23 protein-coding genes are annotated in these 24599 nt (G+C 73.0%); 7 read left to right on the top strand and 16 right to left on the bottom strand.

The genetic code is table 11. The features are described from left to right. Positions 1-6: 6 nt before the first annotated feature. From ACGFR7_RS06030 to sigE, 3 genes are all read right to left on the bottom strand, one after another. Positions 7-1797 (bottom strand): trypsin-like peptidase domain-containing protein, encoded by a 1791-nt coding sequence (locus tag ACGFR7_RS06030; RefSeq protein ID WP_393314215.1) that lies wholly within the window; start codon positions 1795-1797, stop codon positions 7-9. 1083 nt (positions 1798-2880) lie between these two features. Next, positions 2881-3921: a zf-HC2 domain-containing protein gene (locus ACGFR7_RS06025; RefSeq protein WP_393313577.1), complete on the bottom strand. Its 1041-nt coding sequence runs from the start codon at positions 3919-3921 to the stop codon at positions 2881-2883. Continuing rightward, positions 3918-4610, bottom strand: a complete 693-nt coding sequence (sigE, locus tag ACGFR7_RS06020; RefSeq protein ID WP_311624277.1) for an RNA polymerase sigma factor SigE — start codon at positions 4608-4610, stop codon at positions 3918-3920. The genes ACGFR7_RS06025 and sigE overlap by 4 nt, the downstream gene beginning before the upstream one ends. Before the next feature lie 372 nt (positions 4611-4982). Here sigE and ACGFR7_RS06015 point away from each other — a divergent pair, with 372 nt between their 5' ends. Further along, complete coding sequence (locus ACGFR7_RS06015) at positions 4983-5579, top strand: O-methyltransferase (RefSeq protein WP_393314212.1); 597 nt, start codon at positions 4983-4985, stop codon at positions 5577-5579. Positions 5580-5781: 202 nt separating this feature from the next. Here ACGFR7_RS06015 and ACGFR7_RS06010 read toward each other — a convergent pair whose 3' ends face one another. Continuing rightward, a complete protein-coding gene (locus tag ACGFR7_RS06010) occupies positions 5782-5949 on the bottom strand; it encodes a DUF3117 domain-containing protein (RefSeq protein ID WP_006603288.1) in 168 nt (55 codons plus the stop codon). 333 nt (positions 5950-6282) lie between these two features. Between ACGFR7_RS06010 and ACGFR7_RS06005 the strand changes: the two genes are divergently transcribed. Then, on the top strand, positions 6283-7083 hold the full coding sequence (locus ACGFR7_RS06005) for an enoyl-CoA hydratase/isomerase family protein (RefSeq protein WP_393313573.1): 801 nt from the start codon (positions 6283-6285) through the stop codon (positions 7081-7083). Positions 7084-7195: 112 nt separating this feature from the next. On the opposite strand, the gene ACGFR7_RS06000 is transcribed toward ACGFR7_RS06005, so the two are convergent. Next, positions 7196-7801: a DNA-3-methyladenine glycosylase I gene (locus tag ACGFR7_RS06000; RefSeq protein ID WP_393313570.1), complete on the bottom strand. Its 606-nt coding sequence runs from the start codon at positions 7799-7801 to the stop codon at positions 7196-7198. Then, positions 7798-8235: a DivIVA domain-containing protein gene (locus ACGFR7_RS05995; protein WP_393313568.1), complete on the bottom strand. Its 438-nt coding sequence runs from the start codon at positions 8233-8235 to the stop codon at positions 7798-7800. Before ACGFR7_RS05995 ends, ACGFR7_RS06000 begins: the two co-directional genes overlap by 4 nt. 92 nt (positions 8236-8327) lie before the next feature. On the opposite strand from ACGFR7_RS05995, the gene folP reads away from it, so the two are divergent. Further along, a complete protein-coding gene (folP, locus tag ACGFR7_RS05990; protein ID WP_393313565.1) occupies positions 8328-9227 on the top strand; it encodes a dihydropteroate synthase in 900 nt (299 codons plus the stop codon). A gap of 35 nt (positions 9228-9262) precedes the next feature. Here folP and ACGFR7_RS05985 read toward each other — a convergent pair whose 3' ends face one another. Together ACGFR7_RS05985 and dapE are read right to left on the bottom strand one after the other, a co-directional pair. Beyond that, complete coding sequence (locus ACGFR7_RS05985) at positions 9263-10012, bottom strand: TIGR00730 family Rossman fold protein (protein WP_393313562.1); 750 nt, start codon at positions 10010-10012, stop codon at positions 9263-9265. A gap of 137 nt (positions 10013-10149) precedes the next feature. Then, positions 10150-11241, bottom strand: a complete 1092-nt coding sequence (gene dapE, locus ACGFR7_RS05980) for a succinyl-diaminopimelate desuccinylase (RefSeq protein WP_393313559.1) — start codon at positions 11239-11241, stop codon at positions 10150-10152. A 40-nt stretch (positions 11242-11281) separates the two neighbouring features. Here dapE and ACGFR7_RS05975 point away from each other — a divergent pair, with 40 nt between their 5' ends. Then, positions 11282-12208 carry a heavy metal transporter gene (locus ACGFR7_RS05975; protein WP_393313556.1) on the top strand — a complete coding sequence of 309 codons (927 nt, stop codon included), beginning with the start codon at positions 11282-11284 and terminating at the stop codon, positions 12206-12208. 301 nt (positions 12209-12509) lie between these two features. After that, the gene (locus ACGFR7_RS05970) at positions 12510-12968 is read left to right on the top strand and encodes an ATP-binding protein (RefSeq protein WP_393313553.1); all 459 of its coding nucleotides are present in this window, start codon (positions 12510-12512) and stop codon (positions 12966-12968) included. 78 nt (positions 12969-13046) lie between these two features. Here ACGFR7_RS05970 and dapC read toward each other — a convergent pair whose 3' ends face one another. Together dapC and fdxA are read right to left on the bottom strand one after the other, a co-directional pair. After that, the gene (dapC, locus tag ACGFR7_RS05965) at positions 13047-14180 is read right to left on the bottom strand and encodes a succinyldiaminopimelate transaminase (protein ID WP_393313550.1); all 1134 of its coding nucleotides are present in this window, start codon (positions 14178-14180) and stop codon (positions 13047-13049) included. Positions 14181-14363: 183 nt separating this feature from the next. Then, positions 14364-14684: a ferredoxin gene (fdxA, locus tag ACGFR7_RS05960; RefSeq protein ID WP_030020287.1), complete on the bottom strand. Its 321-nt coding sequence runs from the start codon at positions 14682-14684 to the stop codon at positions 14364-14366. 140 nt (positions 14685-14824) lie between these two features. Between fdxA and ACGFR7_RS05955 the strand changes: the two genes are divergently transcribed. Both ACGFR7_RS05955 and ACGFR7_RS05950 read left to right on the top strand, forming a co-directional pair. Beyond that, positions 14825-15970 (top strand): GNAT family N-acetyltransferase, encoded by a 1146-nt coding sequence (locus ACGFR7_RS05955; RefSeq protein WP_393313547.1) that lies wholly within the window; start codon positions 14825-14827, stop codon positions 15968-15970. Between the two features lie 17 nt (positions 15971-15987). Continuing rightward, on the top strand, positions 15988-16890 hold the full coding sequence (locus ACGFR7_RS05950) for a tetratricopeptide repeat protein (protein WP_393313544.1): 903 nt from the start codon (positions 15988-15990) through the stop codon (positions 16888-16890). Here ACGFR7_RS05950 and ACGFR7_RS05945 read toward each other — a convergent pair. The 6 genes from ACGFR7_RS05945 to ACGFR7_RS05920 all read right to left on the bottom strand — a co-directional run bounded on the left by ACGFR7_RS05945 (position 16857) and on the right by ACGFR7_RS05920 (position 24473). After that, a complete protein-coding gene (locus tag ACGFR7_RS05945) occupies positions 16857-17984 on the bottom strand; it encodes a PP2C family protein-serine/threonine phosphatase (RefSeq protein ID WP_393313541.1) in 1128 nt (375 codons plus the stop codon). The genes ACGFR7_RS05950 and ACGFR7_RS05945 overlap by 34 nt on opposite strands. A 222-nt stretch (positions 17985-18206) precedes the next feature. Continuing rightward, entirely contained in the window at positions 18207-18812 is a 606-nt protein-coding gene (locus ACGFR7_RS05940; protein ID WP_393313538.1) for a response regulator, read from the bottom strand. A gap of 295 nt (positions 18813-19107) precedes the next feature. Further along, entirely contained in the window at positions 19108-20352 is a 1245-nt protein-coding gene (locus ACGFR7_RS05935) for a sensor histidine kinase (RefSeq protein ID WP_393313535.1), read from the bottom strand. A 10-nt stretch (positions 20353-20362) separates the two neighbouring features. Then, a complete protein-coding gene (locus ACGFR7_RS05930; RefSeq protein ID WP_393313532.1) occupies positions 20363-21100 on the bottom strand; it encodes an ABC transporter permease in 738 nt (245 codons plus the stop codon). Then, complete coding sequence (locus tag ACGFR7_RS05925) at positions 21097-22068, bottom strand: ABC transporter ATP-binding protein (RefSeq protein ID WP_393313529.1); 972 nt, start codon at positions 22066-22068, stop codon at positions 21097-21099. The genes ACGFR7_RS05930 and ACGFR7_RS05925 overlap by 4 nt, the downstream gene beginning before the upstream one ends. Positions 22069-22277: 209 nt before the next feature. After that, entirely contained in the window at positions 22278-24473 is a 2196-nt protein-coding gene (locus ACGFR7_RS05920; RefSeq protein ID WP_393313527.1) for a hypothetical protein, read from the bottom strand. Positions 24474-24599: the final 126 nt, after the last annotated feature.

Here is a 24599-nt window from a genome sequence, read left to right as displayed (position 1 = left end):
AAACGATCAGCCCGTGCTGGAGGAACCCAGACTGAGCCGGACGGACCGTTCCTTGCCGCCCCTCTGGAGGGTGAGCGCCAGCGTGTCGCCGGGCCGGTGGCTGCGGATCTTGACGATCAGCTCCTCGCCGCTGTGCACCGGGGCACCGTCCACCTTGGTGATCACATCGCCGGCCTTGATCCCGGCCTTGGCGCCGGGGCCGTCCGGGATGACCGGCGGCTTGCCGCTCTTGCTGCGCTCGCCGACCCGCGCCCCGTCGCCGGCGTACTCCATCTCCAGGGTCACGCCGATCACCGGATGGGTCGCCCGGCCGGTGTTGATCAGCTCCTCGGCCACCCGCTTGGCCTGGTTGATCGGTATGGCGAAGCCCAGCCCTATGCTGCCGCCCTGGGCGCCGCCGACCGCGCCGCCGCCGCTGTCGGCCGCCCGGATGGCGCTGTTGATGCCGATCACCCGCGCCTTGGCGTCCACCAGCGGGCCGCCGGAGTTACCGGGGTTGATGGGCGCATCGGTCTGCAGTGCGTCCACGTACGAGACGTCGCTGCCGTCACCCTTCTCGCCGCCCGCGGTGATCGGGCGCTGCTTGGCGCTGATGATCCCCGAGGTGACGGTGTTGGCGAGGTCGAAGGGTGCGCCGATCGCCACCACCGGGTCGCCGACCCGAACGGAGTCGGAGTTGCCGAGGGTGAGCGGACGCAGTCCCGTGACGCCCTCCACCTGGACGACGGCGAGGTCATAGCCGCCGTCCTGGCCGACGACCTTGGCCTTGGCCGTCTGGCCGCCGCTGAAGGTCACCGAGATCTCGCCACCGCTGCCGGCCGGCTGGACGACATGGTTGTTGGTGAGGATGTGGCCCTGGCGGTCGAGGACGAAGCCGGTGCCGGTGCCCTGTTCGGCGCTGCCCCGCACATGGATCGTGACGACTCCGGGCAGCGCGGTCTGCGCGATGCCGGCGACGCTGTCTGACCTGCGGCCCCCCTCGTCACCGGCGGACTGCGGCAGCCTGATGTCGTTGATCCCGCCGTAGCGCTCGACATAGGCGCCGATGCCGCCGCCGATCCCGCCCGCGAGCAGTGCGAGGGCGACCGCGCCGGCGACCAGCGGACCGCGCCGGCGGCGCCGGTCGTGCGGCGACGGGGCGAGGGGGCCGCTCTGCAGCGGCGCGCTCCAGGGGTCGTAGTGCTGCCAGGCGCCGTGGGGGGCGGGGGGCTGTCCCTGCGGGGCCGGGTGCTGTCCCTGGGCGGGGGCCGGTCCGTGGTCGCCGGGCAGGCCGGGGTAGGGCTGCGGCTGAGACGCGTACGGCGCGGCGGGGGCGGCTGCCGGGCGGGGGCCGCCGTCGCCGGGGTGGGGAACGAAGGCGCCGTCCGGGCTGACCGGGCCGTCCTGCGCCGAGCTCTCGGGTCCGGCGGCCGGTCCGGGCACGGCGTCCTGGGGAGTGGTCTGCGGGCCGGTGGCATGCGGCGGGGCAGTGGCATGCGGGGCAGTGGTCCGCGGTGCGTCGGGCTGCGGTGCGTCGAGCCGGCCGGGGCCGGGCTGCGCGGGGCCGGGCTGTGCGGGGCCGGGCTGCGCTGCTTCGGTCTTCGGTCCGTCGGTGCGGGTGACGGCCTCCGGAGCGGAAGCGGGCTGCGGAGCGGAAGCGGGCTGCGGCGGGCCGGACTTCTGGAGCCCCGGGTGGGAGGCGCGCGGCTCGGCGGCCGGCCCGGGGTACGCGGTATCGGCCGTCCGGGCCGGCTGCTCCCCGCTGTGCGCGAGCGGCGTCGGGCCCTCGCCTCTCGGCCCCGGCGCACCCGTCGGCACGGCGGGCGGGGCGGCGGGCAGCGGTGCGGCGGGCAGCGGTGCGGGCGGGGCGACGGGCTGCGGTGCCTGCGGTGCCTGCGGTGCCTGCGGTGGGACCGGGTAGCCCGTTCCCGGCATCGCGGTCTGCGGGGCGGCCGGGGCACCGTACGGGGGCAGCGGCCCGGCGGCCGGCGGGAGGACGGTGCCGTGCGCGGGGGTGGCCACCGGCCGCTGTACGGGCGGTGCGGGCGCCCACGGCCCGGGACCACCGTACGGAGGGGTGCCGTACGGGTCCTCGGCGTGCAACGGCTGCTGCCGCGGCGGTGTGGCGCTCGGGGTCCCGGATGCGGGGGTCGCGGACGCGGGAGTTGCTGATGTGGGAGTCCCTGTTGCGGGGGTCCCTGTTGCGGGAGTCCCGGACGCAGGGGACCCGGACGCGGGAGCGTGGGCTGCCGCCGTGGTCGTGGCGGCCTCCTTCGGGGCCTCGCCTGCCGGGGGCAGCGCCTCGTCCCGCGCGGCACCGGTCACCCGGCCGAGGGTCATGGTCGACGGGGCCGGTCGCGCACCGCTCGTCCCGGCGCCCGCAGCCCCGGCCTCCTCCTCGCGCGTCCGGTCCGCGGCCGTCGTTCCGCGTGGCACCGCCAACTCATCGGCCGTGACGCCCACTTCGGAACTGCCGCCACTCCCGGCACTCCCGCCACTCCCGGAAGGAGACTCCGGCGATATGCCCGCCCCGGAGCCCTTGCGCGGCTCCGGCGGCCGCACGATCCAGTCCTGTGCCCCCTGTACCCCGGGGGTGCCGGACGCGTCGGACGCTGCGGCCACCGTGCCGTCCCCGGCTCCGTCCGCAGCGCCCTTTGCCGTGCCGTCGGCGGGCGGCATCGCCTGCCGACCGGCCTCGGCGGACGGTTCGGTGCGCGGGGCGTCTCCCGGGCGGCTCCACCACTTCAGCTTCGGCCCGGCGGCCTTACCGTCGTCCATGCTCTCCCCAGATTTCGCCCACGGACCTGCGCGGGCCACCACCACCTCGCGGTACGCGCCCGGTCAGGGGTGCGCCGCCCACAGGAATTCAACCAGTTCCCCGCGGGACTGCGCAGGAGACGGTCAGCGCTGGGCGGGGGTTGAGCCAGAGACGGAGGGGGCTGCCGCGACCGCGGAACCGGTGAGCGGGCGCATGGGCTCCAGGGGTGGGAGCGCGGGCGGGTTCTTCCGCACAGGGGCGGTTCCGGTGCCGGACACCAGGGGCGCGAGGTAGGACGCCGAGGCCGGACCCGTCGCGGCTATCAGGGGCGAGAGGCCGAACCGGCCGGCCTGGACGGGCGCCGGCGCCGGGGACTGCGGGGAGGGGGGTGCCGCGGTGGGGCTGTACAGGGTCATGGCGCCGGGGGCCGGGGCCATGGTCGGGCCGCCGGACGGCTGCCAGGCGCCGGACCGGGAATTCTTGGCGGGAAATTCCGCACCGCGAAGGAGCGAACCGGAGTCGGCCGCCGGGCTGACGCTGAGCGGGGTGACGGCCGTGCCGCCGCCGTCGACGCGTCCGCCGGGCAGATCGACCGCCGCCTCCAGCGGGAGGGCACCGCCCAGCGCGAAGGCCGCGAGGGAGACCGCACCGGCCGCCGCGAAGGCGAACCGGCGCCGCTGCGCGGTCCGGTAGCTCTCCTGCACCCGGAAGCCGCGCCCACGGGGCGGCAGGGGAATCGCCGCCATGGGATGGCCGGAGTGACTGCCGGAGGGCAGATAGCGGAATGCGTCATCGCCGCGGATGAACTCACCACGTCGGGCGAACTCACCACGTCGGGCGAACTCGCCACGCCCGGATCCGCCGCGTCCGAACTCGCCGCGTCCGAAGCTGCCGTTGCCGAGCCGGCTGCCGTTGCCGAGCCGGCTGCCGGGACCGTCCGGGTCGCCACCGGGCAGTTGCTGCAGTCGCGCCAGCAGCCCCTCGGAAGGACCGGGGGGTGCCGTTTCGGCGAATACGCTCTTCAGCCGACGCTGAGCGTCGGCTTCTGCCTTGCACCGTCCGCATGTCGCAAGATGCGCGAGCACCCGCTCGCGTGCGTCATGCCCCAACTCGCCGTCGACCAGGGCCGCGAGGCGGTCGCCGAGATGCTGCTCGGCGGGGGACGGACCGCCACTGGCGCTCACGCGATTCCGACCTCCCCCGTGGGCACCACGGCCAACGACCGCCGCTGCTCACGCTCTTCGGCACGGGTGGCCGGGGCGCGGTGCTTGAGGGCCTTGCGCAGGTGGGAGCGGCCACGGTGAATCCGGCTGCGGACCGTACCGAGCTTGACACCGAGCGTGGCGGCGATCTCCTCGTACGACAGGCCCTCGATGTCGCACAGGACGACGGCGGCCCGGAACTCGGGCGCGAGGGTGTCCAGCGCCTGCTGCACATCGGCGTCGAAGTGGGTGTCGTTGAAGACCTGCTGCGGCGAGGGCTCTCGACTGGGAAGCCGCTCGGCGGCATCGTCACCGAGCGCGTCGAAGCGGATGCGCTGACGGCGGCGGACCATGTCCAGGAAGAGGTTGGTGGTGATCCGGTGCAGCCAGCCCTCGAAGGTGCCGGGGGTGTACGTCGACAGCGAGCGGAAGACGCGGACGAACACCTCCTGGGTGAGATCCTCGGCGTCGTGTTGATTGCCGGTGAGGCGGTAGGCGAGGCGGTAGACCCGCGCACTGTGGGTGCTGACGATCTCCTCCCAGCTGGGCGGAGTCCACGCCTGCGCATCCGCGTCTGCGGCAAAGGTCGCGGTGGTTGCGGAGTCGGCGACGGGGGCCCCTCCCTTGGCCTTCGGGCCATGGGGGCGGGAACGGTCAGCAGTGTCTGTCACGGATTTCGGCTCGGCGAACGACCTTTTCAAGCGCCTCAGCACCCCTCGGTCACCCGCCGCAGCCGCACCTCCCCTGGTGGCTCTGGTGGTGTCCAGTAGAGCCCCTACCATATCCACCTCGCCCGTTAGCTCCGGATAAGCAGTTTTGACCTGCATTTGGTCCTGCTTCTGTTCATGATTCGTGTCTCGCGCGGTCTTCACCGGTGCATCCCCCCGTCATCCCCTTCCCGTCCTTAACGTCCGGTCCCATCTGCGGGTTCCCGGACGCAGCGGATACAGTCACGGTTGCGTCAACTACGGGGACAGGAGAGGGCCATTACCGGCAACCGGCAGACGAGCTTGGCTTTCGCCGAGGCGTACGGCGCCGGGACCATCGACGACAGCGCCGAGACCGCCCTGCGGTGGTCCCGCGACTGCGCACGCGAAGCCGGCATCCGTACGGTGTCGAGCGGCACCGGCGCCGCCCTCCGCCTGCTCGCGGCCGCCGTCGACGCCAAGGCGGTCGCCGAGATCGGCACCGGCACGGGCGTGTCGGGCATCTATCTCCTGCACGGCATGCGGCCCGACGGGGTGCTGACCACCGTGGATCTCGAACCGGAGCGGCAGACCTTCGCCAAGCAGGCGTTCCGTGCGGCCGGCTTCGCAGGGAACCGCGCCCGCTTCATTCCGGGCCGTGCCCTGGACGTGCTGCCCCGTCTCGCGGACGGCGGCTACGACCTCGTGTTCTGCGACGGCGATCTCATGGAGTGCCTGGAATACCTCGCTGAATCGTTGCGCCTGCTGCGCCCCGGCGGCCTGGTCTGCTTCGAGGGCGTCTTCGCTGACGGCCGTACGGTCGACTCGTCGCTGCAGCCCGCCGAGGTGCTGCGGCTGCGGGAGCTGCTGCGGGCCATCAGGGAGAGCACCACGCTGGTGCCGGCCCTGCTGCCGGTCGGCGACGGCCTGCTCTGCGCGGTCAGGCGCGGCTGACCGGTCCCGGTCTCCCCGGCGGCGCAAGCCACCGGCCGCAGGTCACAGGCCTGCCCCCGACCCGGACCCGGCCCGGGCGCCAGGACATGCAAACGGCCCCGGCACATGGCGCGCCTTGACGCGTGCCACCTGCCGGGGCCGGGGTAATTCGGCTGGGGATACCGGGGTCAGCCCCGGGAAACCGCCGGTTGCGCCGCCCTTGTCAGACGGTGACCTTGTCCAGGGCCTCACCCAGGGCCTTGGCTTCGTCGGGGGTCAGCTCGACGACGAGCCGCCCGCCGCCTTCGAGCGGAACGCGCATGACGATGCCCCGCCCCTCCTTGGTCACCTCGAGCGGGCCGTCGCCCGTCCGCGGCTTCATGGCCGCCATGCTCGTTCCCCTTCCTGAAACCAGCTCAATCAAGCTCATCTCAGCCGACGGCCCGAATAGGCACGTGTCACCGGCATCGAACAGATTGCTTCCAGGCCATTATCCCGCATCGAACGACCCGATGACCAACATCGGGCCGCATCCCTTCGGCAACCCGCTCTCTCAAACCCCCTCAATTCGGGGAGGTGGCTGCAATACTTCTCCGCCCGCCGACCTCCGACGCGCCCGTAATCTTTGATGTACGTCACATGCCGAGGCCCGATGATCTCCGGCATCCTGAGCGCTGGCTGCCGCTGACGAGCAGTCCGAGCCGCGACGGAGGGGACTCCCACTATGGCCGACACCGTGCTCTACGACGTGACCGACGGACTCGCGACGATCACTCTCAACCGCCCCGACGCGATGAACGCGCTGAACATCGAGGCGAAGGTCCTGCTGCGGGACACCCTGAAGGAGGCCGCCGCCGATCCGGCCGTACGCGCCGTTCTGCTGACCGCCACCGGGCGCGCCTTCTGCGTCGGGCAGGACCTCAAGGAGCACATCGGGCTGCTGGCCGAGGACCGGGCCACCGGCTCCGGCGGCACCATGAACACCGTGCGTGAGCACTACAACCCCATCGTGACGGCGCTGACCGAGATGCCCAAGCCCGTGGTCGCGGGCGTCAACGGGGTCGCCGCGGGCGCCGGTGCGGGCTTCGCCATGGCCGCCGACTACCGCGTGGTCGCCGACACCGCGTCCTTCAACACCTCCTTCGCGGGCGTCGCGCTGACCGCCGACTCCGGGGTGTCCTGGACGCTGCCGCGGCTGATCGGCCATGGCCGGGCCGCCGATCTGCTGCTCTTCCCGCGCAACGTCAGCGCCCAGGAGGCGTACGACCTGGGCATCGCCAACAAGGTGGTGCCGGCCGACGAGCTGGCCGCGACGGCCGCGGCCGTCGCCCGCCGGCTGGCCGAGGGCCCGACCGCCGCCTATGCCGCGATCAAGGAGTCGCTGGCCTACGGGGCGGGGCACTCGCTCGCCGAAACCCTCGGCAAGGAGGACGAGCTGCAGGGCCGGGCGGGGGCTTCGGAGGACCACGCGATCGCGGTCGAGGCGTTCGTGAAGAAGGAGAAGCCGGTCTTCCTGGGACGCTGACCCGGCCTCGGCCACCGGGTGTCGGCGACCCGGCGCAGCCGACCCGGCACGGCGCCCCGACCCGGCACGGCGCCCCGACCCGCGACCGGCGGCCGGTGTCGTCCGGGCCGGGTCAGCCGGCCGCCGCTTCCACGGTCCGGCGGACATGGCAGTCCGCCAGATGGTCGTTGACCAGGCCGCACGCCTGCATCATCGCGTAGGCGGTGGTCGGGCCGACGAAGCGGAAGCCGCGCTTCTTGAGGTCCTTGGCGAGCGCCGTCGACTCCGGGGTCACCGGCTGCAGATCGCGCACGGTCCGCGGCACCGGCCGGCCGGCCCGGTCGGGGGCGTAGGACCAGATCAGCGCGTCGAGCTCGCCCGCGGCCAGCTCGGCGGCGCGCTTGGCGTTGTTGATCGTCGCGGCGATCTTGGCGCGGTTGCGGATGATGCCCGGGTCGGCGAGCAGCCGCTCGGCGTCCGCGTCCGTGAACCGCGCCACCTCGGCGATCCGGAAGCCGGCGAACGCGGCGCGGAAGCCGGGGCGGCGGCGCAGGATCGTGATCCAGGAGAGCCCGGACTGGAACGCCTCCAGGCTCATCCGCTCGAAGAGGGCGTCGTCGCCGTGGACCGGCAGGCCCCATTCGGTGTCGTGGTAGGCGCGGTAGTCGGCCATCTGTGCCGACTCCATCCCCCACGGGCAGCGCGGGATGCCGTCCGGTTCGGTCACCACGCCGCTCATGCCCGGTCGCCGCCTTCCGGTGTCACCCCGGGGTCTTGGGGCGGCTGCCGGTCCTTCTCCGGGGCGAGCCGCTTCTCCTCCATCGGCCCGAGCAGGGGCGGGCCGTCCTGTATCAGCCCCGGGCCGCCCATGGCGGAGGCGTGCACACCGGCCAGCGCCGCCTCCAGCTCGGCGATCCGGGCGTCACGCTCGGCCAGTTCGGCGCCCAGGCGGTCCAGGACGTCGTCGACCTCGTTCATCCGGTATCCACGGACGGTCACCGGAAAGCGCACGGTTTCCACGTCGGCGCGCGCCACCGGGCGGTCCTCCGGCAGCGGGTCGTACAGCCGGTCCGGCTCGGAATCCCGCAGCCCACCGCCGTCGGCGCCGCCGACGACCACGAGGGTGACGGCTGCCACCACCACGACCATCGCGATCAGCAAGAACCAGAACACGACCAACTCCCCGGACTATGTGCCTGCACTGATCGTGCCATGCGGGTGTGACAGTTAGGGTCGCTCCCGGACCACGGAGAGGGAGTGCGGGAATGCTGCGGCTGGGGAATCGCGAGTTCGGGGCGCACGAGTCGGTGATCATGGCGATCGTCAACCGGACGCCGGACTCGTTCTACGACCAGGGCGCCACATTCCGTGACGAACCCGCGCTGGCCCGCGTGGAACAGGCGGTGGCCGAGGGTGCCGCGATCATCGACATCGGCGGCGTCAAGGCCGGCCCCGGCGAAGAGGTCAGCGCCGAGGAAGAGGCCCGCCGCACGGTCGGGTTCGTGGCCGAGGTCCGCAAGCGCTTCCCCGATGTGGTGATCAGCGTCGACACCTGGCGCCACGAGGTCGGCGAGGCGGTGTGCGAGGCCGGCGCGGATCTGCTCAACGACGCCTGGGGCGGGGTCGATCCCCGGCTCGCCGAGGTCGCGGCGCGCTACGACGCGGGCCTGGTGTGCACGCACGCGGGCGGCGCACAGCCCCGTACCCGCCCGCACCGGGTGACCTACGACGACGTGATGGAAGACATCCTGCGGGTGACGCTCGGCCTCGCGGAGCGGGCCGTGCAGCTGGGCGTCCGGGGCGACGCGATCATGATCGATCCGGGGCACGACTTCGGGAAGAACACCCGGCACAGCCTGGAGGCGACCCGCCGGCTGGACGAGATGGCGCGGGCCGTCCCCCGGGAGCTCGGCTTCGCTCAAGCAGGGGATACGCCCTTCCCGGTGCTGGTCTCGCTGTCCAACAAGGACTTCGTCGGCGAGACGCTTGACCGGCCGGTCAAGGAGCGGGTGCTCGGCACCCTCGCGACCACCGCCGTCTCGGCCTGGCTGGGCGCCCGGGTCTACCGGGTCCACGAGGTCGCCGAGACCCGGCAGGTGCTGGACATGGTGGCCTCGATCGCCGGCCACCGGCCCCCGGCGGTCGCCCGCCGGGGACTGGCCTGAGGAATCCGGGCCGGGCGGGGCTTCGCGGACACGCCCTAGATTCCGACCTCCTTGGTCACCAGCGCGATCGCCTCGTCCACGTCGTCGCTGAGGTGGAAGAGCTCCAGGTCGTGCATCGACGCCTTGCCCTCGGCGATGAGGGTGTCGCGCAGCCAGTCGACCAGTCCGCTCCAGTAGGCCGTGCCGAACAGCACGATCGGGAAGCGGGTGACCTTACGGGTCTGGACGAGGGTGAGTGCTTCGAAGAGCTCGTCGAGGGTGCCGAGCCCGCCGGGGAGCACCACGAACCCGCGGGCGTACTTCACGAAACACGTCTTGCGGACGAAGAAGTAGCGGAAGTCGACGCCGAGGTTCACGTACGCGTTCATGCCCTGCTCGAAGGGCAGCTCGATGCCCAGCCCGACGGAGGTGCCACCGGCCTGGTTGGCGCCCTTGTTGGCGGCCTCCATGGCACCGGGGCCGCCGCCGGTGATCACCGCGAAACCGGCGTCGACCAGCGCCCGGCCGATCCGCACTCCGGCGTCGTACTCCTTGGAGTCACGCGGGGTACGGGCGGAGCCGAAGACGCTGACGGCCGGGCCCAGCTCGGCCAGCGCGCCGAAGCCCTCGACGAACTCCGACTGGATGCGCATCACGCGCCAGGGGTCGGTGTGCACCCACTCGGAGGGGCCTTCGGAGTCCAGCAGACGCTGGTCCGTGGTGCCGGTCCGCACCTGGTCCTGGCGGCGCAGTACGGGACCCAGCCGCTGCTCCTCGGGGACCGGTGCTCCCTCGGGACTGGCCATGTCGTGCTCCCTCCGCTGGCAGATCGTTTGCCGTTTCAGCGTAGATCCGCGGACCTCAAGCGCAGGGGAATTCGGTGCGCAGGCGTGCGGTCGGGCCGGCTCCCTGGCCGGCGCCGGGCGGTCAGACGGTCAGGCGGTCAGGCCGTCAGCCAGTCGCGCAGCCGCTCCTCGCAGTGGAGGATGCGGTCGACTTCGACCCGTTCGTCCTTCTTGTGCGCCAGCAGCGAGTAGCCGGGGCCGTAGTTGACGGCCGGGACGCCCAGAGCACTGAAGCGCGAGACATCGGTCCAGCCGAACTTGGGCATCGCACTGCCGCCGACGGACTCCATGAAGGCCCTGGCCGCCGGGTGGGACAGCCCGGGCAGCGCGCCCGGGGAGTGGTCGTCGACGACGAACTCGTCCACCGGGCAGTCCGCGAAGACCTCGCGGACGTGGGCCAGCGCCTCGTCGGGGGTGCGGTCCGGCGCATAACGGAAGTTCACGGTGACCGTACAGGCGTCCGGGATGACGTTGTTGGCTACGCCGCCCTCGATGCGTACGGCGTTGAGGCCTTCGCGGTATTCGAGACCGTCGATGACCGGGCGGCGCGGCTCGTAGGCGGCGAGCTTCGCCAGGATCGGGGCGGCGGCGTGGATCGCGTTGCCGCCCATCCAGCTGCGGGCGGAGTGCGCGCGCTCACCTGTGGTGCGCAGCAGGACGCGCAGGGTGCCCTGGCAGCCGCCCTCCACCTGGCCGTCGGAGGGCTCCAGGAGGACGGCGAAGTCACCGGCGAGCCAGTCGGGGTGGGCGTCGGCGACATGACCGAGCCCGTTGAGGTGCGCGGCGACCTCTTCCTGGTCGTAGAAGACGAAGGTCAGGTCGCGGTTGGGCACCGGGACCGTGGCGGCCATCCGCAGCTGGACGGCGACGCCGGACTTCATGTCGCAGGTGCCGCAGCCCCACAGGACGCCGTCCTCGTCCAGCCGGGAGGGGACGTTGCCGGCGATCGGCACGGTGTCGAGGTGCCCGGCGAGCACCACCCGCTCCTCGCGGCCCAGGTGGGTACGGGCCACGACGTTGTTGCCGTACCGGTCGACGGTCAGGTGCCCGAGATCGCGCAGGGCGTGCTCGACGGCGTCGGCGAGGTCCTTCTCGTTGCCGCTCTCGGAAGGGAAGTCGACGAGCTGCGCGGTGAGCGCGGCGGCGTCGAGCGACAGGTCGAGGGCGGGGTGGTCTCTGCGGCGCTCCATGGATCCGACCCTATCCGCAGCACTCCAGTACGGTAGGCGCGTGTCCGCGCAGCCCTCAGCCTCCGTCCGTCGCACCCGCCCGTGGCGTATCGCCGCGGCCGTCGCCGTGCTGATCGGGCTGGCCGGCTATCTCGCGGTGCAGTACATCACCGGTGGCCCGGGGGCACCGCGCTGCACGGTGCGCGGCGCGGGGGACGCCGAGGCCTACGAGCTGTCCCCCGAGCAGGCCGCGAACGCCGCGACGATCGCGGCCGTGGCCTCCTCGCGCGGGCTGCCGGAGCGGGCGGTGACCATCGCGCTGGCGACCGCGATGCAGGAGTCGGGGCTGCGCAATATCGACTTCGGTGACCGGGATTCGGTCGGGCTCTTCCAGCAGCGGCCGTCGCAGGACTGGGGCACCGTGCAGAAGATCATGGATCCGGTCTACTCGGCCGGGGAGTTCTACCGGCATCTGGCGAACGTGCCCGGCTACTCCCGGCTGCCACTGACCGTCGCCGCACAGAAGGTGCAGCACAGCGGCTATCCGCAGGCCTACGCCAAACACGAGGCGAACGCCGCGCAGTTGACCGGGGCGCTCACGGGCCGCGACGAGGGTGCGATGACCTGCACCGAGAGCCGTCCGGTGGACAGCCGGGCGGGCGGCGCGACGAAGGTGCGGGAGAAGCTGCTGCGGGAGTTCGGCCCCCAGGTGCTGCCGCGGACGGGCGCCGGCGGCCGCACCGCGGGCGACGGGCGCGGGGTGACGATACCGGTGCGGGCGGCCGGCGAGGTGGCCGTGGGCGATACCCCGCGGCGCGGCTGGGAGCTGGCGACGTGGGCGATGGCGCACTCCGCCGAGCTGCATATCGAACAGATCTCTTACGCCGGCCGGACGTGGACCGCGGCCGATTCGGGGAAGGGCTGGCAGCAGAAGCCGGCCGATTCCGCGGCGGCCGCGCGCGACGTTCGTATCATCACCGAGCAATAGTTCGCCGGATCCCCCGGGAGGGGTACGGACAGCAATTCGCTTGAGCCGCAGGGGAGTTGGCCCACCGCTTCCGCGCACTCGGCCAATTCCCTTGCACGCAAAGGGCTGTGACGTTTCCGCTGCCCATCGGGCCATGCCCATATTGCCCTTCTTTATCCAGGCCCGATTATGTGACGCGTTACCAACTCTTTACCGGAGTTCACCGCAACCTTCGGGGTTCTGACGCGGTAGTCAGTGCGTCCGCCAGGCGGATATGGCACATCTGTCAGAAGTACGAGTCCTTCTCCGTAAAAGGAGCACCATGTCCCTCCCCGTTACGCGTCGGATCGCCCGAGCCGCCCTGCTCGTTGCAGCGGGTGCCGCTCCCGTGGTCGCTGCGGCCGGCTCCGCGAGCGCCGCGGATCTGCCCGCCAAGACACTCGGCGGGCTGACGGCGCCCCTGGACTCCCAGAACACCAGCCGCACCCTGGACCACACCGCGCGCCACGGCGTCGGCCTGGTGAACGAGGCCGGCAACAAGGCGGCGACGAAGCTCGCCCCGGCGCTCGTGGAGACCGCCGGTCCGGTCGTGAAGAAGGCCATGCCGCTCACCCAGGGTGCCGCCGACAAGGCGGAGGGCGCGGTCCGCCCGATCGCCGAGCACGGCGTCTCGACCAACTCCCTGCCGCTCGAGGTGGCCAAGGGCCTGGTGGGCTCGTCCAAGGGCCTGCTCGCGCCGGCTCAGGGCCTGCTCGGCGGCCTTCCGCTCGGCGGCCGCTGACCGGTCCGTCCGCCCGCGGACGCGCAGGGGCCCGGGGAGTTCGCTCTCCCCGGGCCCCTGCGCGTGGTCAGACGCGGCTCACTCCGCCAGCCGGCGCACCGCGGCGGCCACCCGCTCGTCGGTGGCGGTGAAGGCGATCCGTACGAACCGCTCCCCCGCCGCGCCGTAGAAGTCACCGGGTGCGACGAGGATGCCGCGCTTGGCGAGGTCGCCGACGGTGTCCCAGCAGGACTCGTCGCGGGTCGCCCAGAGGTAGAGCGAGGCCTCGCTGTGCTCGATGCGGAAGCCCGCGGCCTCGAAGGCACCGCGCAGTGCGGCACGGCGGCGGGCGTAGCGCTCGCGCTGCTCGGCGACATGGGCGGTGTCGCCCAGCGCCGCGACGGTGGCCGCCTGCACCGGCGCCGCGATCATCATGCCGCCGTGCTTGCGGATCTGCAGCAGGTCGCCGAGGACCGCGGCGTCGCCGACGAGGAAGGCGGAGCGGTAGCCGGCGAGGTTGGAGCGCTTGGAGAGGGAGTGGACGGCGACGAGGCCGTCGTGGGAGCCGCCGCAGATGTCCGGGTGCAGCACGGAGACCGGGTCGGCCTCCCAGCCCAGCTCCAGGTAGCACTCGTCGCTGACGACCAGCACCCCGTGCTCGCGCGCCCAGGCGACGGCGCGGCGCAGTTCGTCGGCGCCGAGCACCCGGCCGGTCGGGTTGGACGGCGAGTTCAGCCAGAGCAGCTTCAGACCGCTGGGGTCCAGCTCCCAGGGCTCGTCGTAGACCACCGGCTCGGCGCCGGCCAGACGGGCGCCGACCTCGTACGTCGGGTAGGCCAGGCGCGGGTGGGCGACCTTGTCCCCGGCGCCCAGGCCCAGCTGCGTCGGCAGCCAGGCCACCAGCTCCTTGGATCCGACGACCGGCAGCACGTTGGTGTGCTCCAGCCCCCGGGCGCCGAGGCGGCCGGCCGCCCAGCCGGTGAGCGCGTCACGCAGCGCGGCCGTCCCCCACACCGTCGGATAGCCGGGGCTGTCGGCCGCCGCGGTCAGTGCCTCCTGGACCAGCGCGGGGACCGGGTCGACCGGGGTGCCGACGGACAGGTCGACGATGCCGTCGGCGTGTGCGGCGGCGGTGGCCTTGTACGGTTCCAGCCGGTCCCAGGGAAAGTCCGGAAGACGGTCGCGGAGCGACGCGCGGTGGGAGACGGGCTGGGAGGACGGTGCTGCGCCCACGGTGCTCTCTTTCTCAGTGGTGCCGGAACCCGGCGCACAACGGCGCCGGTCCCGTACGGCGGGCTGGCCGTACGGGACCGGGTGGCGCCGTGCGACCTCTCCCGGCTCACACCGGGAGGTGCCCCCGACGACATCGGAGGCGAGAGGGAGCGGGCGGGCTGCTCCCCCTTGGGCCTCGCGTCGTTACTGGTTCTGCGGCGGAAGGGCCGCGATGAAGGAGTGGTCGCGCTCGATCAGGCCGAGCTTGCTGGCGCCACCGGGCGAGCCGAGCTCGTCGAAGAACTCCACATTCGCCTTGTAGTAGTCCTTCCACTCCTCCGGGGTGTCGTCCTCGTAGAAGATCGCCTCGACCGGGCAGACCGGCTCACAGGCACCACAGTCGACGCATTCGTCCGGGTGGATGTACAAGGACCGCTTGCCCTCGTAGATGCAGTCGACCGGGCACTCCTCGATGCACGCCTTGTCCTTGACGTCGACACAAGGCTGCGCGATGACGTAGGTCACGCTGTCGTTCCTCCTCGGTAGGGCCGGCGGACCGATTGGCAGTACCGCCGCTGGGCGCGCGGGAGCGCGGCGTCGTCGATGCCCGCCATCTAGTATCTCCGTTCCCGGGCGCGAGACGAACAAGAGGGGCGGTTTGAGCGATGGAATTCCTGGCCGGCGGCCACGCGGAAGTCCGCATCACCCATGCTGACGTGGGCAAAAGGGTATCCGTCCGGCGCTTGACCGGGGGCGGAGCGGGGGAACCGGCGTTCACGGACGCGGTCGGGGTTCTCACATCCTGGGATGAAGGTGTGCTGAGCATCACACGACGCAACGGGGAATGCGTCAGGATCGAGGAGTCCTCGCTGGTGGCGGCCAAGGTCGTGCCCGCCCGCCGACCGGCCGCAGGGCCGCAAGGATCTTCGGGCCCCTCCGCGGCACCCGCCCGGCGCAGGGGCCCGTCGGCCACCGCCCTGGAGCTCCAGCGGATCGCCGCCCGCGGCTGGCCCGCCGCGGAGACGGCACAGCTCGGGGAGTGGACGCTGCGGGCCTCCGGGGGGTTCACCCACCGTGCCAACTCCGTCCTGCCGCTCGGCGGCCCGGGCGTGCCCTTGGACACGGCGCTGGAGCGGATCGGCCGGTGGTATGACGAGCGCGGGCTGCCGGCGGTGATCACGGTCGCCACCGGGCGGGCCGGCACCGACGAGGAGCTGGCCGCGGCGCTGGCGGAGCGCGGCTGGGCCGCTGAGCGGCACACCCGGGTCCGGATCGCGGCGCTGGCACCGCTCGCCGACCTCGACTTCGACACGGGCAGCGCGGGCAGCGCGGGCGCCACGGGCAGCGCGGACACCTCCCCTGGCTCCCCCGGGGGTGCCCCCGCCCGCGTCGTCCTGTCCCGGGAACCGGACGCGGACTGGCTGGCGCTGTACAACCGGACCGGTGAGGGCGGCCCGGCCGGCGAGGCCGCACCGTACGCCCTGAAGGTGCTGACCGGCGGGCCCTCCGTGTGGTTCGCGACGGTGCACCACGCGGAGGGCGGGACGGCGGCGATCGGGCGGCTGGTCGTCGACGGGCGCTGGGCGGGTTTCGCGGCGCTCGAGGTGGCACCGGCGGCACGGCGCCGGGGGCTGGCCACCCGGGTGATGGCGGCGCTCGCCGAGCAGGCCCTCACGGAGGGCGCCTCGGCCGCGTATCTGCAGGTCGAGGCGGACAACACGGGGGCGCTCGCGTTCTACGACCGGCTCGGCTTCACCGACCACCACGGCTACCACTACCGGCGTGCCCTGCCGGGCGGCGGCCGGCACTGAACGGGGAGCCCTCCGCCATGCCCCAAGAACCCGGACCCGAGCCGGAGCCAGAGCCGGAACCGGAGCACGAGCCGGAGCACGAACCGGACGGCGGCCGCGCCGCACGGCGGCGGCAGTTCGCCGACGCCGCGCGCGCCGAGCGGCCCGATCTGGCGGTGCTGTGTCTGCTGATCGGCGCCGAGGCCGACCCCGCGCTGGACGAGGCGGGTTTCGACGCGGCCCAGATCGAGCTGGACCGGCTGGCCGGGCTCCTCCCGTACTCCCCGGCCGGCGGCCCCGGCGCCTGGGCCCGCAACCTCGCCGAGCTGCTCGGCACCCGCTGCGGCTTCGGCGGCTCACCCGCCGACTACCGGCGGCTGGAGTCCTCGCTGCTGCACGAGGTGCTGCGGCGGCACCGGGGCCTGCCGATCCTGCTGTCGGTGGTGTGGATGGAGGTGGCGCGGCGGGCCGGCGCGCCCGTCTACGGGGTGGCCCTGCCGGGGCACTTCGTCGTCGGCTTCGGCGATCCGGCCGGCGCGCACGTGCTGGCCGATCCGTTCGCGGGCGGGCGGCTGCTCACCGAGGAGGACGCGGGGCTGCTGGTCGCCGGCGCGACCGGTGAGCCGCCGAGCGCGCGGATGATGACGCCCGCCGATCCGCTGGAGATCGTGCTGCGGGTGCTCAACAACATCCGGGCCTGGGCGCAGGCGCGCCCGGAACACAGCGCGGTGCAGCTGTGGGCACTGGAGCTGTCGCTGCTGCTGCCGAGCCATCCGGCGCGGCTGCGCCTGGAGCGCGCCCAACTGCTCGTCCAGCGCGGCGAGTTCCTTGCCGGGGCGGCCGAGCTGGAGGAGTACGCCCTGGTGGTGGAGGCCGTCGACCCGGCCGGTGCGAAGGCGATACGGCGTCAGGCCGCCGCGGCGCGCGCCATGCTCAACTGAGTGGCGGCGGGGCTGCGGCGGACGACCAGCGCGGTCGCGTCGTCCTTGAGCTCGCCGTCGGTGAAGCTCTCCAGGTCGGCGCGGAGGGTACGGGCCAGCTCGGCGGGCTCCAGGTCCGTCCACCCGGCCAGCCGTTCGGCCAGCGGGTAGAACGCGCCGTCCCTGCCACGCGCCTCGGTCACCCCGTCCGTACACAGCACCAGCCAGTCGTCGGGCTCGGGGTGGACCCGGACGCTGCGGCGGGGCTCGCCGCTGAGCGCGCCCAGGCCGAGGGGCAGCCCGCCCTCGCCCTCCCGGCGTTCGTAGACCTTGCCGTCGCGCACCAGGTAGTACGGGATGTGGCCGCAGGACAGCACCCGGCCCTGCGGCAGGCCGACCGGGTCGCGCACCTCCATCAGCAGCGCCGTGACGAAGCGCTCGTCGGCGCCCTGCTCGACCGAGCGGGTGTTGTAGCGGGCCAGTGCCTGCTCCATGCGCTCGGCCACCTCCTCCAGCGAGTCCACGTGCTGGGCGGCCTCCCGGAACGACGCCAGCACCTCCAGGCCCGCCCCGATCGCCGGCATGCCCTTGCCCTGCACATCTCCGATCATCAGCCGCAGCCCGTGCGGGGTCTCGATGGCCTCGTAGATGTCGCCGCCGACCCGGGCCCCCTCCTGGGCGGAGACATAGAAGCCGTACGCCTCGACCGCGCCCGCGCTGAGCGGCAGCTCGCGCAGCATCGCCCGCTGCACCGTGTCGGCCACCAGGCGCGTACGGGCGTGCAGCGCCTCACGCTGCAGGCGGGTGCGGCACAGCACCAGGGCGAAGACGGCCACCAGGACCACACCGAAGATGCTCACGACCCGGCTGGCCGGAGCCCAGTCGGGCACCGTGAAGAGATCGACCAAGGTCAGGCACACCACGAAGACGGCGGCCACCAGGAGTGTGACCCGGAACGAGCAGCGCAGCGCGGCGTAGAGCGGGGCGATGCCCAAGAAGGCCGAGATATGCAGCTCAGGGCTGGTCGTGGCGTCGAGGATCGCGACGACGAAGATCGCAAGGATGAGCAGCGCGGGAGCAAGGCGGTTGCTCTCCGTCTGCCGGTCGGCAGGCATAACACTTCAAGAGTGCGGGACTCCGCCCGGCACCGCACAGGGACCAAGGTCCCCGGCGGGTCCCGGGGCGGGGCGGGGCCTGGGGCCGGGGACGGGGTCCGGGCCAAGGGCTGATCCGGGGGCCGGGGCCGGGGGCTGGTTCGGGGTCTGGGGCTGGGGCCGGGGGCTGGTTCGGGGTCTGGGGCTGGGGGCCGGGGCCTGCTCCAGGGCCCGGGACCGGTTCTACAGCCAGCCCTTGTCGCGGGCCGTCGCGACCGCCTCCGCGCGGTTGCGGGCGCCGGTCTTCTGGATGGCCGTGGAGAGGTAGTTGCGGACCGTGCCCTGGGACAGGTGCAGGGCGTCGGCGATCTCGGCGTTGGTGGAGCCGTCGGCGGCGGTCCGCAGCACCTCCCGCTCGCGCGCGGTCAGCGGGCTGGCGCCGTCGGCGAGCGCGGCCGCGGCCAGCACCGGGTCGATGACGCGCTCGCCGCGCAGTACGCGCCGAACCGCCTCGGCGAGCCGGGCCGCCGGGGCGTCCTTGACCAGAAAGGCATCGGCGCCGCATTCCATCGCACGGCGCAGATAGCCGGGGCGGCCGAAGGTGGTGAGGATGACGACCTTCACGCCGGGCAGCTCGTCTCGCAACGCGGCCGCGGCGTCCAGTCCGCTGATGCCGGGCATCTCGATGTCCAGGAGCGCGACGTCCACGGCGTGGGCGCGCGCCGCCGGAAGCACCTCGTCCCCGCGCGCCGCCTGTGCCACGACCTCCAGGTCACTCTCCAGCGACAGCAGCGCGGCCAGCGCCTCCCGGACCATCGACTGGTCCTCCGCCAGCAGCAGTCTGATCATGCGGGTCACCTTAAGCCGTATGGGGGGTGGGCGGGGTGGGCCTGTGGATCATGGGCCGGCGTCCCCTGAGCCTGCACGTCCGTGGGCCCGTGCGTCCGTGGGCCCCGTGGGCAGGTGCGCGTCCGTGGGCCCGTGCGCGTCCGTGGGCCCGCTTGCCCGTGGGCCCGCTTGCCCGTGGGCCCGCGCGTCCGGCGTCCGGCCTCCGGCCTCCGCGCCGCCGTGCCGCCGTGCCGCCGTGCCCGCCGAGCAGGCTCCGCGCCTGCACCGGGCCGCACGCCTGCACCGGTCCGCACGGCTACGCCGGGTCTATGACGGGCTCGGGGGATATCTCCGGGGCGGGGGGCGCGGCACTCCCCGGGGCTGTGCCCAGGGGTACGGAGGCCCGGAGGGCGAAGCCGCGGCCGTGCGGGGCAGGGCCGGTTTCCAGGAGGCCTTCGGCAAGGGCGAGGCGTTCGCGCAGGCCGCTGAGGCCATTGCCGTCGTGCTGGGTACGGGGCGGGCCGGCGCCGTCGTCGATCACCGTCAGACACAGACGGCGGCGCTCGTCGGCCTCCCACTCCTCGGCGAGCAGCAGCTCGCAGTGGCGGGCGCCGCTGTGCCGTACGACATTGGTCACGGCCTCCCGCAGCGCCCAGGCCAGCGCGCTCTCCGCATCGGTCGCGAGCCCGCGGTATTCGCCCTCCAGCGCGGGGTCGGCGGTGACCCGCACCCCTGCCGTACGCAGCGCGGTCCGCGCCCCGGCGAGTTCGACGGCGAGCCGCGGTCGGCGGTAGCCGGTGACGGCCTCCCGCACATCGACCAGCGCCTGTCTGCTGACCTGCTCGATGTCGGCGATCTGCCGGGCGGCGTCGGACGGCCGGTCCGGCAGCATCCGTCCGGCCAGCTCGCTCTTGAGCGTGATCAGCGAGAGGGAGTGGCCGAGGAGGTCGTGCAGATCGCGGGCGAGGCGCAGCCGCTCGTCGTTGGCGGCGAGGCGGGCGACCTCCTGGCGGGCGGCGCGCAGCTCCGCGGTCGTGTGGATCAGATGCTGCACCCCGACCATCATGAAGCCGACGCCCACCGAGGGCAGGCCGTAGGCGAAGAGGTAGTAGCCGCGGATCTCGGGATAGCGCGCCCCGACGGCGAGCAGCACCACGGTCACCAGGGGGATGGCCCAGCGGGACTCCCGCCAGGGCAGCACCACCGCACAGGCCACGCTGGTGAAGATGAACAGCACCAGCCAGGAGAAGCCCAGCGTCCACGAGAGTGCGGTGGCCAGCGCCAGCATCAGGGCCGGCGCGCCGTACCGCAGCAGGCTGGTCATCTTCCGCCACATGTGCCGGAAGACCAGCAGCACGTAGGAGAGCACGAAGAGGGTGAGCCCCAGGCCGCCCCAGATCCGCTCGGCGGTGGGGATCCCGGCCTGCAGCAGCTGCGCCACCGGCCCGGCCAGATACAGCAGCCAGACGCCGATCCACATCGTCTTGGCTACCGCCTGGCGGCGGTTGCGGGGCTCCTGCCCGATCCTTACGGGGCCGCCGGCCCAGGGCTCGCTCGCCATTTCCCGTGCCTCACGCCTTCCGAGTGTCCTTGCGGTAGAGCCAGGCCGCGCCACCCGCGAAGACCAGCAGATACCCGGCCAGTATGGCCATGTCCTTCACATGCGGTGCCTCACCGACCTCCACCGCGGTGCCGAGCGCGGTGTACGCATGCGTCGGCAGCCATTCTGCGATGTTCTGCACCCACTGCGGCAGGATCGTCAGCGGCATCCACAGGCCGCCGAGGAAGGCCAGGCCGAAGTAGAACAGCATGGCGATCGGCCGGACTGCGTCCCCGGTGGCCAGATAGCCGATGGCGATACCCAGGGCGGCGAAGACGAAGCCGCCGAGCCAGGTGCCGGCGGCGATGGAGATCCACTGCCAGGCTTCGAGCCGTACGCCCTTGACCGCCGCGGCGACGATCATGACCAGCAGGATCGACGGCAGGCTGACGGTCGCGGCGGAGGCCATCTTGGCGGCGACATAACCGCGCCCGGGCAGGGCCGTCAGCCTCAGCTGCCGCACCCAGCCGTTCTCCCGCTCCTTGGCGATGCGCTCGCTGTTGCCCAGCAGCACGGCGGTCATGGCACCGAGTGTGGCCATGGACACCATGAAATAGAGCCCCACGTCCAGCTTCATCCCGGGGATCGGCTTGCTGTCCGCCCCGCCGGCGATGATCAGGTACAGCGCCGGCGGATAGATCACCGAGAAGAAGAGGAACTTCTTGTTGCGCAGGGCGCGGATGATCTCCAGCTTGATCAGGGTGGTCATCGGGCCGCCTCCTCGGCGGTGGCAGGGGTCGTGTCGGAAGCGGTGGTCAGGGCGATGAAGGCCTGCTCCAGGCCGAGGCCGGAGACTTCGAGGTGGTGCGGGTAGAGGCCGAGGCCGTAGAGGGCGTGAACGGTGGCATCGGCGTCGTGGGACCGGATGCGGACCATGCGTCCGGAGACCTCCAGGGCGGCCAGGGACGGCAGGCCGTGCAGCGCCTCGCGGTCGACCGGCTCGTCGAGCTCGAAGCTGATCCGGCGGGCGCCCGCCCTGGCCTTGATCTCGGCGGCGGTACCGTCGGCCAGTATCCGGCCGCGGTGCAGCACGATCACCCGGTCGGCGATCTCGTCGGCCTCTTCGAGGTAGTGCGTCGCGAAGAGGACCGTACGGCCCTGTTCGGCCTGCCGGCGCATCGCGCCCCAGAAGGCCTGCCGGGCGGAGACGTCCATACCGGTGGTCGGCTCGTCCAGCACGATCAGGTCATTGGCACCGGCCGTCGCGAGAGCGAAGCGCACCCGCTGTGCCTGGCCGCCGGAGAGCTTGTCGACCCGGCGGTCGGCGATGTCGGTGATACCGGCGGTGGCCAGGATGCGGTCGAGCGGGTAGCCGCGCGGGTGCAGATCGCGGGCGAGTTCGACCAGTTCCCTGACCTTGACGCCGTCCATCAGGCCGCCGCTCTGCAGCATCGCGCCGACCTTGCCCTGCTTGATGGCGCGCTGCGGAGTCGTGCCGAAAAGGGTCACACTGCCGGAGTCGGCGTTGCGCAGGCCGAGGAGCAGGTCGAGGGTCGAGGACTTGCCCGCGCCGTTCGGGCCGAGGAGCGCGACGGTCTCTCCCGGGGACAGCTCCAGATCCAGGTCGGCCACCGCGCGCACCGCGCCGTAACTCTTGCTGACCTGCCGGAAGCTGACCACGGGTGCCCGGTCCGCCCCCTGCGCGGTGGTGGGTGTGGTGGTCGCTGTGGTCGTCATGTGCTTCAGCTTCCGGGATCCGGCCCGCGCGCGGCAGTGTCGGCTGTATGCACTGTGGCATGACATCTGTCATGGGTGAGGCCCCCTAGGGGTCTTCTCCGGGTGCTCCGGGGAAGACGCCCTGCGGGGGCCTCTTACCTGCGGTTTCGCGCCGCTCGGCGGTCAGTTGGCCGCTCGTGGCGGCGGTCGGTCACCGCTCGTGACGATGCTCAGTTGCCGTTCGTGGCGATGGTCTGGACCCGCTCGGCCGGGGTGGTGCCGAGCAGCGCCTTGCCGACCGCGCTCGCCACCTCCTCGACGCTGACCGGGTGCTTGGAGCCGTCGCCCTTGGTCACCGTGACGCCGTTGAAGGTGTCGCCGTAGAGCTCCTTGAGCGCCGGACGGTCGTAGTACGGCACCAGACCGCCGTCCACGATCTTGAACGACAGGAACTTCGGGATGGACTTCTGCGGGCTGAAGGAGACCGTGTGCGCCGCATCCGTACGGACCGTCACCAGGCCGGACATCGCGGGCTCGGCGAACTGCTGCATCGCCTTGTTCACCGCGGCCTTGTCGACCTGCGGCCGCTGCGTGCTGGCGGCCAGCACCACGGGTGCGTCGCTGCCGGTCGTGGCGCGGGTGCGGTAGGCGTCGGTGACCTTCTTCTTGGAGGCGTTCACATCGATCGCCTTGTGGGGCACGCCGTAGTGCGGTACCGCCTTGCCGTTCTCGAAGGTGATCCCGCCGTCCTTGGCCGCGCCCGCCTGTCCCGCCGCGTTCTCCAGCGCGATCTGCAGCTTCTCGTCGTCGACGACCACCGCCGGCTCGGCCGGGCGGGTACCGCCGAACAGCGAGCCGATGACGGAGACCGGGTTGTAGTCCCGGCCGGCCGCCTTGCGGACCGTCGCCTGCGGGTCGATGTCCAGGCCGGCCTTGTCGGGTTCGAGGGTCGCGGCCTTGCCGTCCACGGTGAGCTTGAGCGGTGTGGCGCGGCGGCCCTTGAGCGCCGTCTCCAGCTTCTTGACGGCCTCTTCCTTGGTGGTGCCGCCGATGTCCACGCCCAGCGCGGTGGTGCCGTTGGGCACATCGGCGTGGTCGAGCAGCAGCCCGGCGCCGTAGGCGACACCGGCCAGGACCACCAGGGCCACACCCGCGAGAACGAGCTTGTTGCGGCCCGTCTTGGGCGGGTTGATCGGCTCGGGGATCTTGGGCCGCGGTTTCGGCGCGGCCCGGTCACCGTCGTCGGCCGGCGCTGCCGCGAACGGCGACGGCGGCGACGGCGGCCCGTCGGCCCCGGGCACCTTCGGGATGCCGCTGACCAGCGTGTCGCCGGACACCCGGTCGCGGCCGCCACTCCGGGGGCCCGTCGCGCCGCCCTTGCCCTGAGGACCGCCGGGCGCCGTGCCCTTCGGCCCGCCGGGCAGTCCGCCCGTGACACCGCCGGGCGCACCGAGGCCGCTGCCCGGCCCCGCCAGCGGCGCCGGCGGCTGCGGGGTGAGCTCCGCGGTGTCGTCGATCCGGGGCGCACTGCCGGCGCCGGGATCGCTGAACCCGGGCGGGAGGTTGAGCGCGGAGCTGCCGCGCGCCGGCCCGCTCGTCGGACCGTTCGGGCCGTTCGGTCCGCCCGCCGGGGCGTCGAACGGGGTGTGGTCACGGGCGGGCCCGGCGGGGGCGTCGAACGGCGTACCGCCGCCGGAGGCTGCACCGTCGAACGGCGAACCCCCGCCGCGCGGGCCCTCGTCGAACGGCGACCCCCCGCCGCGCGGGCCGCTCTCGAACGGCGAGCCGCCGTCCTGGCGCGCACCGCCGCCGGTCCTGGCACCGCCGTCGAACGGCGACGCGCCGTCCTGCGGGGCCGGGCTGTCGGAGAAGTACGGAAGGTCGGGACGCTGCGGCGGCTTGGCGCCGGACGGGGCACGCGGCGGCGTCGCACCGCCCGGGGCGGGCGGCACGGCATGGGAGCCGGTGGAGGATTGCCCGCCGGGTCCGGCCTGCGACTTGCGCGGCGCGAACCAGTCGCTGGTCTTCTCGGCCTGGCCGCCCGCGGGGGCCTCGTCCGCCGGGGCCTGGGGCCGGGGGGTGTTCGCCGTACGTTCCGCGTTCCGCTCGCTGCCGCGGGCAGGGCGGGGCGTACCGCGGGAACCGGCGGGACCGCCGGATGCACCCGATCCGTTCATGCCGGACTCCTCACCGACGGGCTTGCGCACGACGACCGGCGGGATGGGGCGCGACCCCGGAATGTTGATCTTGATCCGCGTCGTCAGCGTGGTCTCGGTTTTGGGCTCCTCCGGCTGCGCCGCGGCACCGGGCGCCGGCGCCTCGTCGGCATCTCCCCTGGGCGAGCCGTACGGCGGCGTCCCGGAGGGGTACGCGGCTCCGCCACGGCCCTGAGGGCCGGAGGACGAACTGTCAGATTCACGACTCAAAGCAGGTTCTCCCGGTTGGCTCCGCCGCTCGTCAGAGATGATCCCCGGCCACAGGCCGGGGGGTGCCCCCAGGGCGGCGCGACGGCGCGCACCACCATACTGTCCGCCGCGGGCGGGCACCCGGGG

This window comes from Streptomyces sp. NPDC048516, assembly GCF_043199875.1.
Taxonomy (GTDB): Bacteria; Actinomycetota; Actinomycetes; order Streptomycetales; family Streptomycetaceae; genus Streptomyces.
The sequence above is the reverse complement of the archived record's forward strand: the minus strand, read 5'-3'. Positions and strand labels throughout refer to the sequence as shown.